Below are 14,238 nucleotides of genomic sequence, written 5' to 3'. Positions count from 1 at the left end.
ACTCTGCTGTAGTTTTAGTACTCGATCTTGCCCAGCGCGGACTCGATCAAAGCCTTTTGTTGCTCGTTGTGCTTGGCCAGGTAACCCACCGCCGGCGACGAAGAAGCCGGACGCGATACCAGCAGCATCTTCTGCTTGGCGCCCAGCTGGGTGTCGAGGTGGTGACGCGAGGCGATCCAGTACCAGGCGCCCTGGTTGCGCGGTTCTTCCTGCGCCCAGACGATCTCGGTAGCCTTCGGATACCTGGCGAGCTCGGCTTGCAGGGAATCTTTCGGGAACGGATAGAGCTGTTCCAGACGGACGATGGCAATGTCCTTGATACCCTTTTCGCGACGGGCGTTGACCAGATCGTAATAGACCTTGCCCGAGCAGAGGATGACGCGCTTGACCTTCTTCGGGTCCAGATCGTCGACTTCACCGATGACCCGCTTGAATTCGCCATTGGCCAGTTCTTCCAGGGAAGAGCTGGCATCCTTGTGACGCAGCAGCGACTTCGGCGACATGACGATCAGCGGCTTGCGCTGCATGCGGACGGCCTGGCGGCGCAGCATGTGGAAGACCTGGGCAGCCGAGGTCGGCACGCAGACTTCCATGTTCATCTCGGCACACAGTTGCATGAAACGTTCCGGACGGGCGGAGGAGTGCTCCGGCCCCTGGCCTTCGTAGCCGTGCGGCAGCAACATGACCAGACCGCAGGCACGGCCCCACTTGGCCTCGCCGGAGGCAATGAACTGGTCGATGACAACCTGGGCGCCGTTGGCGAAGTCGCCGAACTGCCCTTCCCAGATCACCAACTCATACGGGTTGGCCGAAGCGTAGCCGTAATCGAAGGCAAGCACGGCTTCTTCGGAAAGAACCGAGTCGTAGCACTGGAAGCCGGCCTGCTTTTCTTGCAGGTTCTTCAGCGGATGATAGGTACCGGTATCCCAGCTCGTGCGGTTCTGGTCGTGGAAAGCGGCATGGCGGTGGAAGAAGGTACCGCGACCGACGTCTTCACCGGAGATGCGCACGCCGTAGCCGGAAACCAGCAGCGAAGCGTAGGCCAGGTTCTCAGCCATGCCCCAATCGACCGGCAGCTTGCCCTCGCCCATGGCGGCGCGATCTTCGACGATCTTCTTGACGCGCGAATGCAGCGTGAAGCCTTCGGGAATGGTGCTCAAGCCCTTGGCCAGACGCTTCAGTTCCTTCATCGGCACCGTTGTGTCGCAGGTCTCGATGTAGTTCTTGGTCAGGAACGGGGTCCAGTCGATGGTGTTCGGGTGCTTGTAGCCGGCCAGCACCGGGTTGTACAGCAACTCGCCCTTGTCGAGGTGAGCACGATACTCGGCGATCATCGCATCCGGACCTTCGGCCGGCAGGGTGCCTTCGGCGATCAGCTTATCGCCGTACAGCTTGCGGGTACCCGGATGCTTGGCAATGATCTTGTACATCAGCGGCTGGGTGACCATCGGCTCGTCCTGCTCGTTGTGGCCGAGCTTGCGGTAGCAGATGATGTCGATGACAACATCCTTGCCGAAGGTCTGACGGTATTCGACAGCCAGCTGGGTGACCAGGGCAACCGCTTCCGGATCGTCGCCATTGACGTGGAAGATCGGCGCATCGACCATCTTGAAGATGTCGGTGCAGTAGTGGCCGGAACGATAGTCACGCGGGTCGGAGGTGGTGAAGCCGACCTGGTTGTTGACCACGATGTGCAGCACGCCGCCGACGCCATAACCGCGGGTCTGCGCGAAGTTGAGCATTTCCTGGTTGACGCCCTGACCGGCAACGGCGGCATCGCCGTGCACCAGGATCGGCATGACCTTGGACTTGCTGCCTTCGCCGCGACGAACCTGGCGGGCGTAGACGGAGCCGGCGACCACCGGGTTGACGATTTCGAGGTGCGACGGGTTGAAAGCCAGCGTCAGGTGGCAGGCGCCTCCCGGAGTGGACACGTCGGACGAGAAGCCCATATGGTACTTGACGTCGCCAGCCGACAGATCGCTCTTCTTCTTGCCTTCGAATTCGGCGAAGAGCATCGACGGTGCCTTGCCCAGCGTGTTGACCAGGACGTTCAAGCGGCCGCGGTGGGCCATGCCGACAACGACTTCATCGACACCGAGAGTACCGCCGGTACGGATGGCTTCGTCCATGGAGACGATCAGCGATTCGCCGCCTTCCAGCGAGAAGCGCTTCTGGCCGACATACTTGGTGTGCAGATAGCGCTCCAGCGTTTCAGCAGCCGTCAGGCGCTCCAGGATGCGCTTTTTCTGCTCGGCATTGTAGGAGGGACGCGAACGGATACCCTCCAGGCGCTCCTGCAACCAACGCTTCTCGTTGTAATCCGTCATGTACATGTACTCGACACCGATGGTGCCGCAGTACGTTTGCTTCAGGGTTTCCAGAATATCGCCCAGCTTGGCGTTTTCCGGCAGGCCCTTCAGGGAGCCGACGCTGAAGGTCTGGTTCAGGTCGGCATCGGTGAAGCCATAGAAAGCCGGCTCGAGTTCGTCGATCTTCGGACGGGGCAGACGCTTGAGCGGATCGAGATCGGCCCAACGCGTACCGAGCGAACGGTAGGCGGTCACGAGTTGGCCGACGGCAGACTGCTTTTTGTGCTCTGTCGAGGCCGAAGCCGGTGCCGCCTGGCGGAAACCGCCATCCTTCGCCAGTTCGGCAAAGGCAGCAATCACCGGCGCATGGGCGACATCGCGGGCAACGTAGCCCGGCATCTGGGCCAGACGATCGAAATAATCGCGCCACTCTGCCGGAACCGAGGTCGGGTCATTCAGATAGTTTTCGTACAGCTCTTCCACGAACGGCGCATTGCCGCCGAAGAACATCGTGCTGTCGAACAGTTGGTTCATCGTAGTCATAGGCATCCCCACTAGGGTCATTTTTCTTTCGTAGCTGCTTGCGTGCGGCGCTACAAATCTCCGCAGGTAAAAAAAGGGCGGCCAAGAGGCCGCCCCTTTTTTTCGTTAGCCGCGTTGGGCGAGCGGTACCACGTCGCGCTTGGCGGCGCCGATGTACAGCTGACGCGGACGACCGATCTTGTATTCCGGATCGGTCAACATTTCTTCCCACTGCGTCATCCAGCCGACGGTACGAGCCAGCGCGAAGATGCAGGTGAACATCTCGGTCGGGATGCCGATGGCTTTCTGGACGATACCGGAGTAGAAGTCGACGTTCGGGTAGAGCTTCTTCTCGACAAAGTACGGGTCTTCCAGGGCGATTTTTTCCAGTTCCATGGCCAGCTTGAACAGGCGATCGTTTTCCAGGCCGAGTTCGGTCAGGACTTCGTTGCAAACCTTGCGCATCAGCTTGGCGCGCGGGTCGAAGTTCTTGTAGACACGGTGTCCGAAGCCCATCAGCTTGAAGGAATCGTTCTTGTCCTTAGCGCGGTTGATGTACTCACCAACACGGGAAACATCACCGATCTCTTCCAGCATCTGCAAGCAGGCTTCGTTCGCACCACCGTGTGCCGGCCCCCACAGGCAGGCGATACCGGCAGCGATACAGGCGAACGGGTTGGCGCCGGAAGAGCCGGCCAGACGGACGGTCGAGGTGGAAGCGTTCTGCTCGTGGTCGGCGTGCAGGGTGAAAATGACGTCGAGCGCACGAACCAGAACCGGATTCGGCTTGTACTTCTCGCACGGGTTGCCGAACATCATGCGCATGAAGTTGGCGGTGTAGTCGAGCTCGTTGTCCGGATACATGAACGGCGCACCGGTGTTGTACTTGTAGGCCATGGCGACGATGGTCGGCATCTTGGCAACCAGGCGATTGAAGCTGACGTTGCGGTGCTCGGCGTCCGAGAAGTCCATCGCATCGTGGTAGAAGGCGGACAGTGCGCCAACGACACCGGTCATGACGGCCATCGGGTGGGCATCGCGACGGAAACCAGAGTAGAACTTGGTCAGTTGTTCATGCACCATCGTGTGGTTCTTGATGGTCGTTTCGAAGTCGGTCTTCTGCTTGATATTCGGCAATTCGCCGTTCTTCAACAGATAGGTCACTTCGAGAAAGTTGCAGTTTTCAGCCAGTTGTTCGATTGGATAGCCGCGATACAGCAGCTCGCCCTTGTCGCCGTCGATGAAGGTGACCTTGGACTTGCAGCTGGCGGTGGAGAGGAAACCGGAGTCGTAGGTAAACAAACCGGTCTTGCCACCGAGGGTGCGAATATCGACGCAGTCGTTGCCGTGCGTCGGAGACATGATCGGGAAATCGACGGGAGCCTGTCCATCGATTGTCAAAGTTGCCTTGCGTTCGGTCGTCATGGTGTCTTCCCTTTACAGGTGTTGGTTGTCACTGCACAGCAAAAAAAAGCGGTAAACATTCAAAATTTAGAATGCAAACCTTACTCAACTCTTACGAATCGCCGCCACGACAGGGGCGAATCGAGGATCCTCGCACTCGGTCTTGCCGCTCAGCCAATACCAGAGTTCGTGATCCTCCATGTCCGCGAGCTCCACGAACACCTTTTTCTCTTCTTCGGTCAGCTTCTCGAAACCGCTATCGAGAAAGCGCGTCAGCGTGATATCCAGTTCAAGCAATGCCCGACGGATACAGCGCCAACGCAGGCGTTCGTAATCAGCTCGTTCCATCAGACTGCGCGACGGACCATCATGTCCTTGATCTTGCCGATGGCCTTGGTCGGATTCAGACCCTTCGGGCATACGTCAACGCAGTTCATGATGGTGTGGCAACGGAACAGGCGGTACGGATCCTCGAGGTTGTCGAGGCGCTCGTTGGTTGCCTGGTCGCGCGTATCGGCGATGAACCGGTAGGCAGCCAGCAGGCCGGCCGGCCCGACAAACTTGTCCGGGTTCCACCAGAACGACGGACAGGAGGTAGAGCAGCAGGCACACAGGATGCACTCGTACAGGCCGTTCAGCTCTTCGCGGTCTTCCGGCGATTGCAGGCGCTCGCGTTCGGGAGCCGGATCGTTGTTGATCAGGTACGGCTTGATCGAGTGGTACTGCTTGAAGAACTGGGTCATGTCGACGATCAGGTCGCGGATGACCGGCAGACCCGGCAGCGGGCGCAGCACGATCGGCTGCTTCAGGCTGTCGATATCGGTCAGACAGGCCAGGCCGTTCTTGCCGTTGATGTTCATGGCGTCAGAACCGCAGACGCCTTCGCGACAGGAGCGACGATAGGAAATCGTGTCGTCCTTGGCCTTCAACTTGGTCAACGCGTCCAGCAGCTTGCGATCGGTCGGTTCAAGTTCGACCGAGATATCCTGCATATACGGCGCGTCGTCCTTGTCCGGATCGTAGCGATAGATGCTGAATTGAACCATGCGTTTGCTCATTCTGGACTCCAATTAGTACGAGCGCGTCTTGAGCGCAACAGGCTCGACGGTCAGGGGTTGCATGTTCACCGGCTTGTAGGTGATCGAATTGTCCACCGGCGAGAACAGCGTGTGCTTCAGCCATTCCTTGTCGTTGCGGCCGTTCGGGAACTCGGCAGTATCCGGCGCATCGTCGCGGACGTGGGCGCCGCGGGACTCCTTGCGGGCCTCGGCGGAGATCATCGTGGCCTTGGCGACTTCGATCAGGTTTTCCATTTCGAGCGCTTCGGTACGAGCCGTGTTCCAGGCTTGTGACTTATCCTTGATTTCGAGCTGGCGGGCAGCCTTCTCGACTTCGAGGATCCTCTCGACGCCCTGTTTCAGCATGTCACCGAAGCGGAACACACCGGCGTGATCCTGCATGGTGCGCTGCATAGCCAGGCGGGTTTCGTGCACGTTGGCGCCGCCCTTGCGGTTATCAATGGCGGCGATACGGGCCAGCGACTTGTCGGCGGCATCCTTCGGCAGATCACGGTGGGCCTTGCCGGCCTTGAGATCTTCGACTGCGGAGTCGCCGGCCGACTTACCGAAGACCAGCAGGTCGAGCAGCGAATTGGTACCGAGACGGTTGGCGCCGTGTACCGAGGCACAGGCACATTCGCCGCCGGCGTAGAAGCCCGGCACGACGGCATTCATGTCGCCACCTTGCGGCATCACGACGCGGCCCGAGTAATGAGTCGGGATACCACCCATCTGGTAATGGCAGGTCGGAACGACTGGCAACGGCTCCTTCAGGCAGTCCACACCGGCGAACTGCAGGCCGATTTCGTGGATGCCCGGCAGGCGCTTCATGATGGTGGCCGGATCGAGGTGAGTGATGTCGAGCAGGACGTAGTCCTTATTGACGCCGCAGCCGCGGCCTTCCTTGATTTCGGTGGCCATGGCGCGCGAAACCACGTCACGCGACGCCAGATCCTTGGCGTTCGGGGCGTAGCGCTCCATGAAGCGTTCCTTGCTGCTGTTACGCAGGATGCCGCCTTCGCCGCGCACACCTTCGGTAATCAGCACACCGGCACCGGCCACGCCGGTCGGGTGGAACTGCCAGAATTCCATGTCTTCGAGCGGAATGCCAGCGCGCGCCGCCATGCCCAGGCCGTCGCCGGTATTGATGAAGGCATTGGTCGAAGAGTAGAAGATACGGCCGGCACCACCGGTCGCGAAGATAGTGGCGCGAGCGTGGAAGATCACGACCTGGCCGGTTTCCATTTCCATGGCGGTGACGCCGAGGACGTGGCCTTCTTCGTCACGGATCAAGTCAAGGGCCATCCACTCGACGAAGAACTGGGTGTTGGCCTTGACGTTGCGCTGGTACATCGCGTGCAGCATGGCGTGACCGGTACGGTCAGCGGCAGCGCAGGAACGACGCACTGGCTTTTCGCCAAAGTTCGACATGTGACCGCCGAACGGGCGCTGGTAGATCTTGCCATTGTCGGTACGGTCGAACGGCATGCCGTAGTGTTCGAGCTCGACGACCACTTCGTTGGCCTTCTTGCACATGAACTCGATGGCGTCCTGGTCACCGAGCCAGTCGGAACCCTTGACGGTATCGTACATGTGCCACGTCCAGTGATCTTCCTCGGAGTTACCCAGGGAAGCGGCGACACCGCCCTGCGCTGCAACGGTGTGCGAACGGGTCGGAAAAACCTTGGACAGGACGGCCGTCTTCAGGCCGGCTTCGGACAATTGGATCGCGGAACGCAGACCGGCACCACCGGCACCGACGATGACCGCATCAAACTTCAGAACAGGAATACTCACGCTTACAGCCTCCAGAGAATCGCAGCAGCCCACGCGGTGTAACCCACCAGCGCGGCAATGGTCAGGACGTGCAGGGTCAGGCGCAGGCCCGTCGGCTTCACGTAATCCATCCAGATGTCACGCACACCAATCCAGGCGTGGTAGAACAGGCTGACGAAGAAGAGGAAAGTCAGGAACTTGATGACACCATTGGCGAAGATACCCTGCCAAGCTTCGAAGGTGCCCGGACGGACCACCAGCAGCACGGCGGCGATCAGCACGGAATAGACCGCCATGATGACGGCGGTGGCGCGCTGGGCGATCCAGTCCTTCAGGCCGTAATGAGCGCCGACAACGATACGATTGATCACAGCAGAACCCCCCACAGGACCAGGGTCAGCGGGATGCTGACAGCGAAGACGACAGCCGCGGATTGACGGGCAGCTTCCTTCTCGATGCCGACGTGCAGATCGAGCAACAAGAAGCGAATACCGGCGCAAAAGTGATGCACGAAGGCCCACAGCAAGCCGGCCAAAACAACCTTGACCGGCAGCATGCCGGCAACAGCCTTGAAGGCGGCAAAGCTCTCAGGAGATCCCAGGCTGGCACCGAAGAGCCAAAGCATCACCGGGAAGCACAGGAACAATCCGACGCCGCTGATGCGGTGAAGAATGGAAACCTTGCCAGGCAACGGCAGCCTGATTGTAGTCAAGTCCAAGTTTTTTGGACGTTTCTTGATGGTCATTTCTGCCATGAACGTCATCCCTCGCGTAAAGTTGCGGTTATCCGCTTGTACGTGGTTCGAAAAGAACGGTAATTATACATTCAAAACCCGGCCAAACACGCCACTCCGGGCGCTTTACGGCCTAGTTCAAAAGCATGCCCCTCACCCCAACTCGTTCCGGTAGTAGTGATGCCGCGTACAGTACAAGCCACGACGCCACTCAACCGGTTTATTGCCATAAGTGTATGCAGTCCTCTCGACAAGCAGCAGCGGCTCACCCAACTGGACACCCAGCAATTCCGCACTTTGCCCATCCGCCGGCACCGCTCGCAGACGCTCTTCGGCGTTGATCATGCGAACACCAAATTCACTCTCGAAAAGACTATACAAGGAACGCTCGCCAGCACGCAGCCCCTCAAGCGTCAAGCCGCCAAACAGCTCCGCCAGCAAGAAAATTTCATCCAAAACAACGGACTCGCCCCCAAAGCGAAGCAGCCGTTTGACATGCACAACCTTGTCGCCCACCTTCAAACCCAGCGCGGCGGCAACCTCGGGGGTCGCCAAGACCGTTTCGCAACAAAAGGGGTCGCTGACGGTAGGCATGACTTTCCCGCCATCAGGCACCAAGCGCAAAAAACGATAGAAGGAGCGAGGATCGCTGTGCGTGGCAACAAACGTCCCCTTGCCCTGGCGACGAACCAGCAGATTTTCTGCGGCCATTTCGTCAATGGCCTTACGAACCGTTCCCTGGCTGACATTGAAGCGCACGGCCAACTCCCCTTCACTGGGAATGGCATCTCCGGGCCCCCACTCCCCATGCTCCAGGCTACGGATCAGGAAATCCTTGATCTGCCGATAGAGTGGGCTGAATGTCGGGGAAGCCAGACGAGCGGCAGGGCGGGAAACATCACGAGTCATGGGCGAAATTTCAGCACATTTCGGGAGCAGCGTCCACGAAAAGTTGTCTTATATAAGACAGATGATGAATTGACAGAAAAACGATGAACTTCTAACATCGATAGTCTGTTGTTCCAGCTAACCACGCAAGGTAATAACAAAGCTGGGTGCACACGAAGCCCGCAAAATTTCAACCACGCTGTTTCAATACAGGAGCGATTTATGTCCAAAGCCCCCATGCGCGTTGCTGTTACCGGCGCCGCCGGCCAGATCGGTTATAGCCTGCTGTTCCGCATCGCCTCCGGCGAAATGCTCGGCAAAGACCAGCCGGTCATCCTTCAGTTGCTCGACCTGCCGCAGGCCCAGCAAGCCGTCAAGGGCGTCATGATGGAATTGGACGATTGTGCCTTCCCGCTGCTGGCTGGCATGGTTGCCACCGACGACCCGAACGTCGCCTTCAAGGATGCCGACGTCTGCTTGCTGGTTGGTGCCCGTCCGCGCACCAAGGGCATGGAGCGTGCCGACCTGCTGACCGCCAACGGCGCCATCTTCACCGTTCAGGGCAAGGCCATCGCCGAGAACGCCAAGGAAGACGTCAAGGTCCTGGTTGTCGGCAACCCCTGCAACACCAATGCCTACATCGCTGCTGCCGCCGCCAAGAAGGTCGGCCGCACCAACCCGAACAACTACCACGGCATGCTCCGCCTCGACCACAACCGCGCCCTGTCGCAGCTGGCCGAGAAGACCGGCCGTGCCGTTTCTTCCTTCAAGAAGCTGGTCGTCTGGGGTAACCACTCGCCCACGATGTACGCCGACTACCGCAACTGCGAATCCAACGGCGACAACCTCAAGGCCCTGATCAACGATCACGTCTGGAACAACGACGTCTTCCTGCCGACCGTCGGCAAGCGCGGCGCCGCCATCATCGAAGCACGCGGCCTGTCCTCAGCTGCTTCCGCTGCCAATGCCGCCATCGACCACGTCCGTGACTGGGTTCTCGGCTCCAACGACTGGGTCACCATGGGTGTTCCGTCCGATGGTTCCTACGGCATCCCGGCCGGCATCGTGTTCGGCTTCCCGTGCGAATGCAAGGGCGGTTCTTTCAAGATCATTCAGGGTCTGGAAATCGACGAATACAGCCGTGAGAAGATCAATATCACGCTCAAGGAACTGACCGACGAAGCCGAAGCCGTCAAGGACATGCTGTAAGCTGCCCGCCAATTACCCTCCAAAAACCGCAGCCTGTGCTGCGGTTTTTTTGTCCACTAGAAAAATATTGACAAATACAATTAATTCAACAACATTAACATAATCCCCCCTATTGGAGAGAAGCGCATGGGCAACATCCAATTCCCCCTGGACGAAATGCTGCGTATTCGCGAACTCTCCCGCTACGGCGTGATGTACGAGGAGAAGGAGGAAGCGTTCTGTGACATCGCCCGGATCGCGATGATGTTCGCATCCATGCCACTTGGCGGCGTCAGCCTGGTCGACGACAACAGCGTATGGCTGAAGGGGCGCGTCGGCGTCGAACTCTCATGCCTGGCACGCGAAGGGGCTTTTTGCTCCTATGCAGTCGAGTCCAGCGAAGACATGTTCATCGTACCCGACACGCTGCTCGACAACCGCTTCATCGACAACCCCCTGGTCGCCTCCGAACCGCACATCCGGTTTTACGCGGCGGCCAATCTAGTCGGCCACCGCGGTTATAACCTGGGCACGCTCTGGGTCATGGATACGCAGCCCAGGCAGCTCGACGACAGGCAGCGCAACGCCATGCGTGCTCTAGCCGGACAGGTCGTTCGCCTGCTCGAGATGCGCTACCAGAATGCTGGAACCCAGCTCCCCAACCGAAGTGCCTTTGTCAGCAATCTCCAGTGCGCCCTCAACCAGCAGCGCGGTAGTCAGACCTGCCGCCTGGCAAGTTGTGCCAGGCGCAACGCTGACAACGTCTGCCTGAGCGAAGGGCGCAAGGAACCTTGCATCGTCGGCTGCATCAAAATCCATAATCTGCACCTGATCAATACCGCCTATGGTTCCGACACGGGCCAGGAACTGATGCGCGGACTGACCGCTCGCCTCGGCGAATGGGTGGGCGAACACAATCTGCTTGCTCACCTCGAAAGCGACGATATCGCATTTGCCCTGTTCAGGGGCCCGAACACTCCGGAAGACAAGCTGGAGAAACTGGTTTCCCTGTTATCGCAGCCTATCGAAGTCCGCGGAAACCTGCTTCACATAGCCACCTCAGTTGGCGTCTCCCGCTTCCCTGAATCCGGACTCCATGCCTCATCGCTCCTCGATCAAGCTGCCGCTGCAGGCAGCCGCGCCAAAGAAATCCCTCCGGCTACAGTTCTGACCTTCTTCGACAATCAAATCATCCAGACCGTCCACAATGTCGAATTTCTCAAATCGTTGCCCGAAAACCTAAAGGAACGCCGCTTCGTTCCGTACTATCAGCCGCAAGTGGATGTCACGACCGGAAAGCTGATTGGCTTTGAAGCATTGGCTCGCCTGCGCAGCAACAAGGAAGGACTGATCGGACCGGATCGCTTCATCCGGCCGGCAGAGCAGAGCGGCCTGATTTCTGAGATCGATTTCCTGATCCTCGACCAGGTCTGCCGCGACATGCGCTACTGGCTCGATGAAGGCCTCTCCATCGTCCCCGTCTCGATCAATCTGTCGCGTATCACCGTCGGCACACCGGACCTGCTGCAAACGCTGCACGACACCCTGCAAACCTACCGGATACCGACCGAGCTGATCGAACTGGAAATTACGGAAAGCGGCATCTGCGAAGATCCTGACCTGGTCCGGCAACGGAATTCAGAAATGCACGCGATGGGATTCAAGGTCTCCATCGATGATTTCGGCACCGGACTATCCAACCTCAGCACCCTCAGGGACCTGCGCTTCGAGCGACTGAAGGCCGACCGACTCTATGTGCACGGCGCCTCAAGCAATATATACGTAGGCGGAATCCTGCGTTTCATCAAAGGCATAGGCGAAGTATTTAGCGCCGATGTCATTTGCGAAGGCATCGAGGAACAGGAAGACCTAGACTGGATCATCTCGTTGGGCAGCAGGCTGTTCCAGGGCTGGTACTTCTCCAAGGCGATCGCGTCGGAACGCATCCCCGATCTGCTGCTGCGGCTCGACCAACACTATCGTTCATGGACGACCGGGCACACTCCCCCCAAAGCTCTGGCGGAAGTCCTGCAACGATAAATCCCGCCAAAACGGCAGCGTTATAATGGTGCTTTTCGCCGAGCACTCCTCATGCGCCATCCGAAAGCCGTTCTCTTTGCCGGCGAAAAGCCATTCCCCGTCCTGCCCGCCGTCGATCATTACGCCGGTTCGGAAAAGCTGATGAGGAAGGCCCTGCAACTACAAAACGAGCTCGGCCCGATTTTCGACATTACCTGCGATTGCGAGGATGGCGCGCATGCCGGCGCCGAGCGCGAGCATGCTGAGATGGCAGCCTCGGTGATCATGAGTGATGACAATCGTTTCGGTCGCGTCGGCGCCCGCGTGCACGACGTCACGCATCCCCACTGGCGGCAGGACATGGAAATCCTGCTCGGCATCGCCGGCAACCGCCTGCCTTTCCTCACCCTGCCCAAGCCATGCAGCGCGGGGGACGTCCAGGTGCAGATCGAAGCGCTGCGCGACATCGAACGCCGTTTCGGCGCCGAGCGGCAGATTCCGGTCCACGTCCTGATCGAAACGCACGGCGCCCTGCGGGAGGTCTGGGAAATCGCAGCCCTTCCCGGCGTCGAAAGCCTTGACTTCGGCCTGATGGACTTCGTTTCGGGCCACCATGGCGCGATCCCCGGCTCTGCGATGAAGAGCCCGGGGCAGTTCGACCATCCGCTGATCGCACGAGCCAAGTGCGAAATCACGGCCGCCGCACTGGCCAATGGCATCGTGCCGTCACACAACGTGACGACGGAACTCAAGGACATCGAATTCATCCGCAACGATGCACAGCGCGCCCGACGCGAGTTCGGCTACCTGCGCATGTGGAGCATCCACCCCAACCAGATCGTGCCCATCGTCGAAGCCATGCGCCCCGACTTCTCCGAAGTCCAGGCCGCCACCGAAATCCTGATCGCGGCCCAAGACAAGGACTGGGGTCCGATCCAGCACGAGGGGCGCCTGCATGATCGCGCTTCCTACCGCTATTACTGGGAATTGCTCGATCGCGCCCACGTCACGGGCATGACTATCGCCGACGAAGCAAAGAATCGCTTCTTTGCCTGAAACCCTGCCCATTCTTTTTCGCGACGAGCATATCGTCGTCATCGACAAGCCGCCCAACCTGCTTGTCCATCGCTCGGAAATCGATCGCCACGAAACACGCTTTGCGATCCAGATCCTGCGCGATCAGATCGGCCAGCGCGTCTGGCCTGCTCACCGACTTGACCGCGGCACCTCGGGCATTCTGCTCTTCGGCCTGAACATCGAGACCGCCAGCCTGCTCGGCCGGCAATTCGAGCAAGGCCTGGTCGACAAACGCTATTGGGCCGTCGTACGGGGTCATCCACCTCCAGCCGGCAGCATTGATCACGCCTTGACCAGACAGCGCGATGCCTACGAGTATCATGGAAACCAATGCAGCACGGAAGCGCAAAGCGCACTAACGCACTACAGAAAACTGGCCGAAATCGAACTCCCGTTTGCCGTCGACCGCTATCCGAGCAGCCGTTATGCGCTGCTTGAGCTCGAACCCATCACCGGGCGCCGCCACCAGATTCGCCGCCATCTCAAGCATATCGCCCACCCGATCATCGGTGATGCGACCTACGGCAAGGGGCGCCACAACCGCTTTTTTGCAGAGACACTGGAGTGTAGGCGACTGCTGCTGGCCTGCGTCGGCCTCACCTTCAATCATCCAGTCGGCGGCCAACGGCTCGAAATAAAGCAGCCAGTATCCGGCGAATTTGCCGAGATACTGGCTCGCTTTGGCTGGCCCAGCGCTTAATAGCCGATAGAGCCCTCGAGTTCGTTGAGGTGTTTCATCTCGCGCTCCAGATCGACCATATCCTGCCCCAGCGCATCGCGGGCCGATACCATGCCAACAGGGACACCATTCCGGTCAACCACCGGCACGTGGCGGAAACCGCCTTCAGCCATCATGTACAAGGCGTAGGCCAACGGCTTGTCCACGCCGATGGTCTGCGGGTCGCGCACCATCACCTGCTCCACGCGGGTCGCATCCGGATCCACCCCGGCCGACAGGATTTTGTTCAACGCATCGCGCTCGGTAAAGATTCCCGCAATACGGTTGTTGTCCACCACCAGCAGGGCGCCGATCTTCCGTTCGGTCATCTGTCGGCAGGCGGCGCGCACGGTCATGTCCTTGCTGGCGGTTACGAGGCCGCGGCCATCGAGCATGTCACTGATCATTCTTCTCGGCATGATTGTCTCCTTTATTGTCGGTGCGAGTTCCGTGGCTCCCATCATGCAGGATGCCACGGCGCTTGCACAGATTACATCGACTTTATGACAGTTATTGCAATGATCACAAAAATTATGACCATGC

At 59.2% G+C, this 14,238-nt stretch carries 13 protein-coding genes; 4 read left to right on the top strand and 9 right to left on the bottom strand.

The genetic code is table 11. The annotated features are described in order from the left end of the window. Positions 1-14: 14 nt before the first annotated feature. The 8 genes from AB6Q56_RS04350 to AB6Q56_RS04315 form a co-directional block, all read right to left on the bottom strand. Positions 15-2,861 carry a 2-oxoglutarate dehydrogenase E1 component gene (locus tag AB6Q56_RS04350; protein WP_434515915.1) on the bottom strand — a complete coding sequence of 949 codons (2,847 nt, stop codon included), beginning with the start codon at positions 2,859-2,861 and terminating at the stop codon, positions 15-17. 99 nt (positions 2,862-2,960) lie between these two features. Next, positions 2,961-4,259 carry a citrate synthase gene (gene gltA, locus AB6Q56_RS04345; RefSeq protein ID WP_434515914.1) on the bottom strand — a complete coding sequence of 433 codons (1,299 nt, stop codon included), beginning with the start codon at positions 4,257-4,259 and terminating at the stop codon, positions 2,961-2,963. An 84-nt stretch (positions 4,260-4,343) separates the two neighbouring features. Then, a complete protein-coding gene (locus tag AB6Q56_RS04340) occupies positions 4,344-4,586 on the bottom strand; it encodes a succinate dehydrogenase assembly factor 2 (protein ID WP_434515913.1) in 243 nt (80 codons plus the stop codon). Then, a complete protein-coding gene (locus AB6Q56_RS04335; RefSeq protein ID WP_434515912.1) occupies positions 4,586-5,296 on the bottom strand; it encodes a succinate dehydrogenase iron-sulfur subunit in 711 nt (236 codons plus the stop codon). Before AB6Q56_RS04335 ends, AB6Q56_RS04340 begins: the two co-directional genes overlap by 1 nt. Before the next feature lie 12 nt (positions 5,297-5,308). Beyond that, a complete protein-coding gene (sdhA, locus tag AB6Q56_RS04330) occupies positions 5,309-7,093 on the bottom strand; it encodes a succinate dehydrogenase flavoprotein subunit (protein ID WP_434515911.1) in 1,785 nt (594 codons plus the stop codon). Positions 7,094-7,095: 2 nt separating this feature from the next. Then, the gene (gene sdhD, locus AB6Q56_RS04325; RefSeq protein WP_434515910.1) at positions 7,096-7,443 is read right to left on the bottom strand and encodes a succinate dehydrogenase, hydrophobic membrane anchor protein; all 348 of its coding nucleotides are present in this window, start codon (positions 7,441-7,443) and stop codon (positions 7,096-7,098) included. Next, a complete protein-coding gene (gene sdhC / locus AB6Q56_RS04320) occupies positions 7,440-7,826 on the bottom strand; it encodes a succinate dehydrogenase, cytochrome b556 subunit (protein WP_434515909.1) in 387 nt (128 codons plus the stop codon). Before sdhC ends, sdhD begins: the two co-directional genes overlap by 4 nt. Before the next feature lie 132 nt (positions 7,827-7,958). Continuing rightward, positions 7,959-8,714: a GntR family transcriptional regulator gene (locus tag AB6Q56_RS04315; RefSeq protein WP_434515908.1), complete on the bottom strand. Its 756-nt coding sequence runs from the start codon at positions 8,712-8,714 to the stop codon at positions 7,959-7,961. Between the two features lie 201 nt (positions 8,715-8,915). Between AB6Q56_RS04315 and AB6Q56_RS04310 the strand changes: the two genes are divergently transcribed. From AB6Q56_RS04310 to AB6Q56_RS04295, 4 genes are all read left to right on the top strand, one after another. Beyond that, on the top strand, positions 8,916-9,902 hold the full coding sequence (locus AB6Q56_RS04310) for a malate dehydrogenase (RefSeq protein WP_434515907.1): 987 nt from the start codon (positions 8,916-8,918) through the stop codon (positions 9,900-9,902). 126 nt (positions 9,903-10,028) lie between these two features. Beyond that, positions 10,029-11,921: an EAL domain-containing protein gene (locus tag AB6Q56_RS04305; RefSeq protein ID WP_434515906.1), complete on the top strand. Its 1,893-nt coding sequence runs from the start codon at positions 10,029-10,031 to the stop codon at positions 11,919-11,921. A gap of 51 nt (positions 11,922-11,972) precedes the next feature. Beyond that, the gene (locus AB6Q56_RS04300; RefSeq protein ID WP_434515905.1) at positions 11,973-12,956 is read left to right on the top strand and encodes an HpcH/HpaI aldolase/citrate lyase family protein; all 984 of its coding nucleotides are present in this window, start codon (positions 11,973-11,975) and stop codon (positions 12,954-12,956) included. Continuing rightward, positions 12,949-13,677 carry a tRNA pseudouridine(65) synthase TruC gene (locus tag AB6Q56_RS04295; protein WP_434515904.1) on the top strand — a complete coding sequence of 243 codons (729 nt, stop codon included), beginning with the start codon at positions 12,949-12,951 and terminating at the stop codon, positions 13,675-13,677. Before AB6Q56_RS04300 ends, AB6Q56_RS04295 begins: the two co-directional genes overlap by 8 nt. Here the strand turns inward: AB6Q56_RS04295 and AB6Q56_RS04290 are convergent. Continuing rightward, positions 13,674-14,114: a CBS domain-containing protein gene (locus tag AB6Q56_RS04290; protein WP_434515903.1), complete on the bottom strand. Its 441-nt coding sequence runs from the start codon at positions 14,112-14,114 to the stop codon at positions 13,674-13,676. The genes AB6Q56_RS04295 and AB6Q56_RS04290 overlap by 4 nt on opposite strands. Positions 14,115-14,238 lie beyond the last annotated feature (124 nt).

The sequence above is a fragment of the Dechloromonas sp. ARDL1 genome, from assembly GCF_051122455.1.
GTDB lineage: Bacteria > Pseudomonadota > Gammaproteobacteria > Burkholderiales > Rhodocyclaceae > Azonexus.
This window is presented reverse-complemented; position numbering and strand designations above follow the sequence as displayed.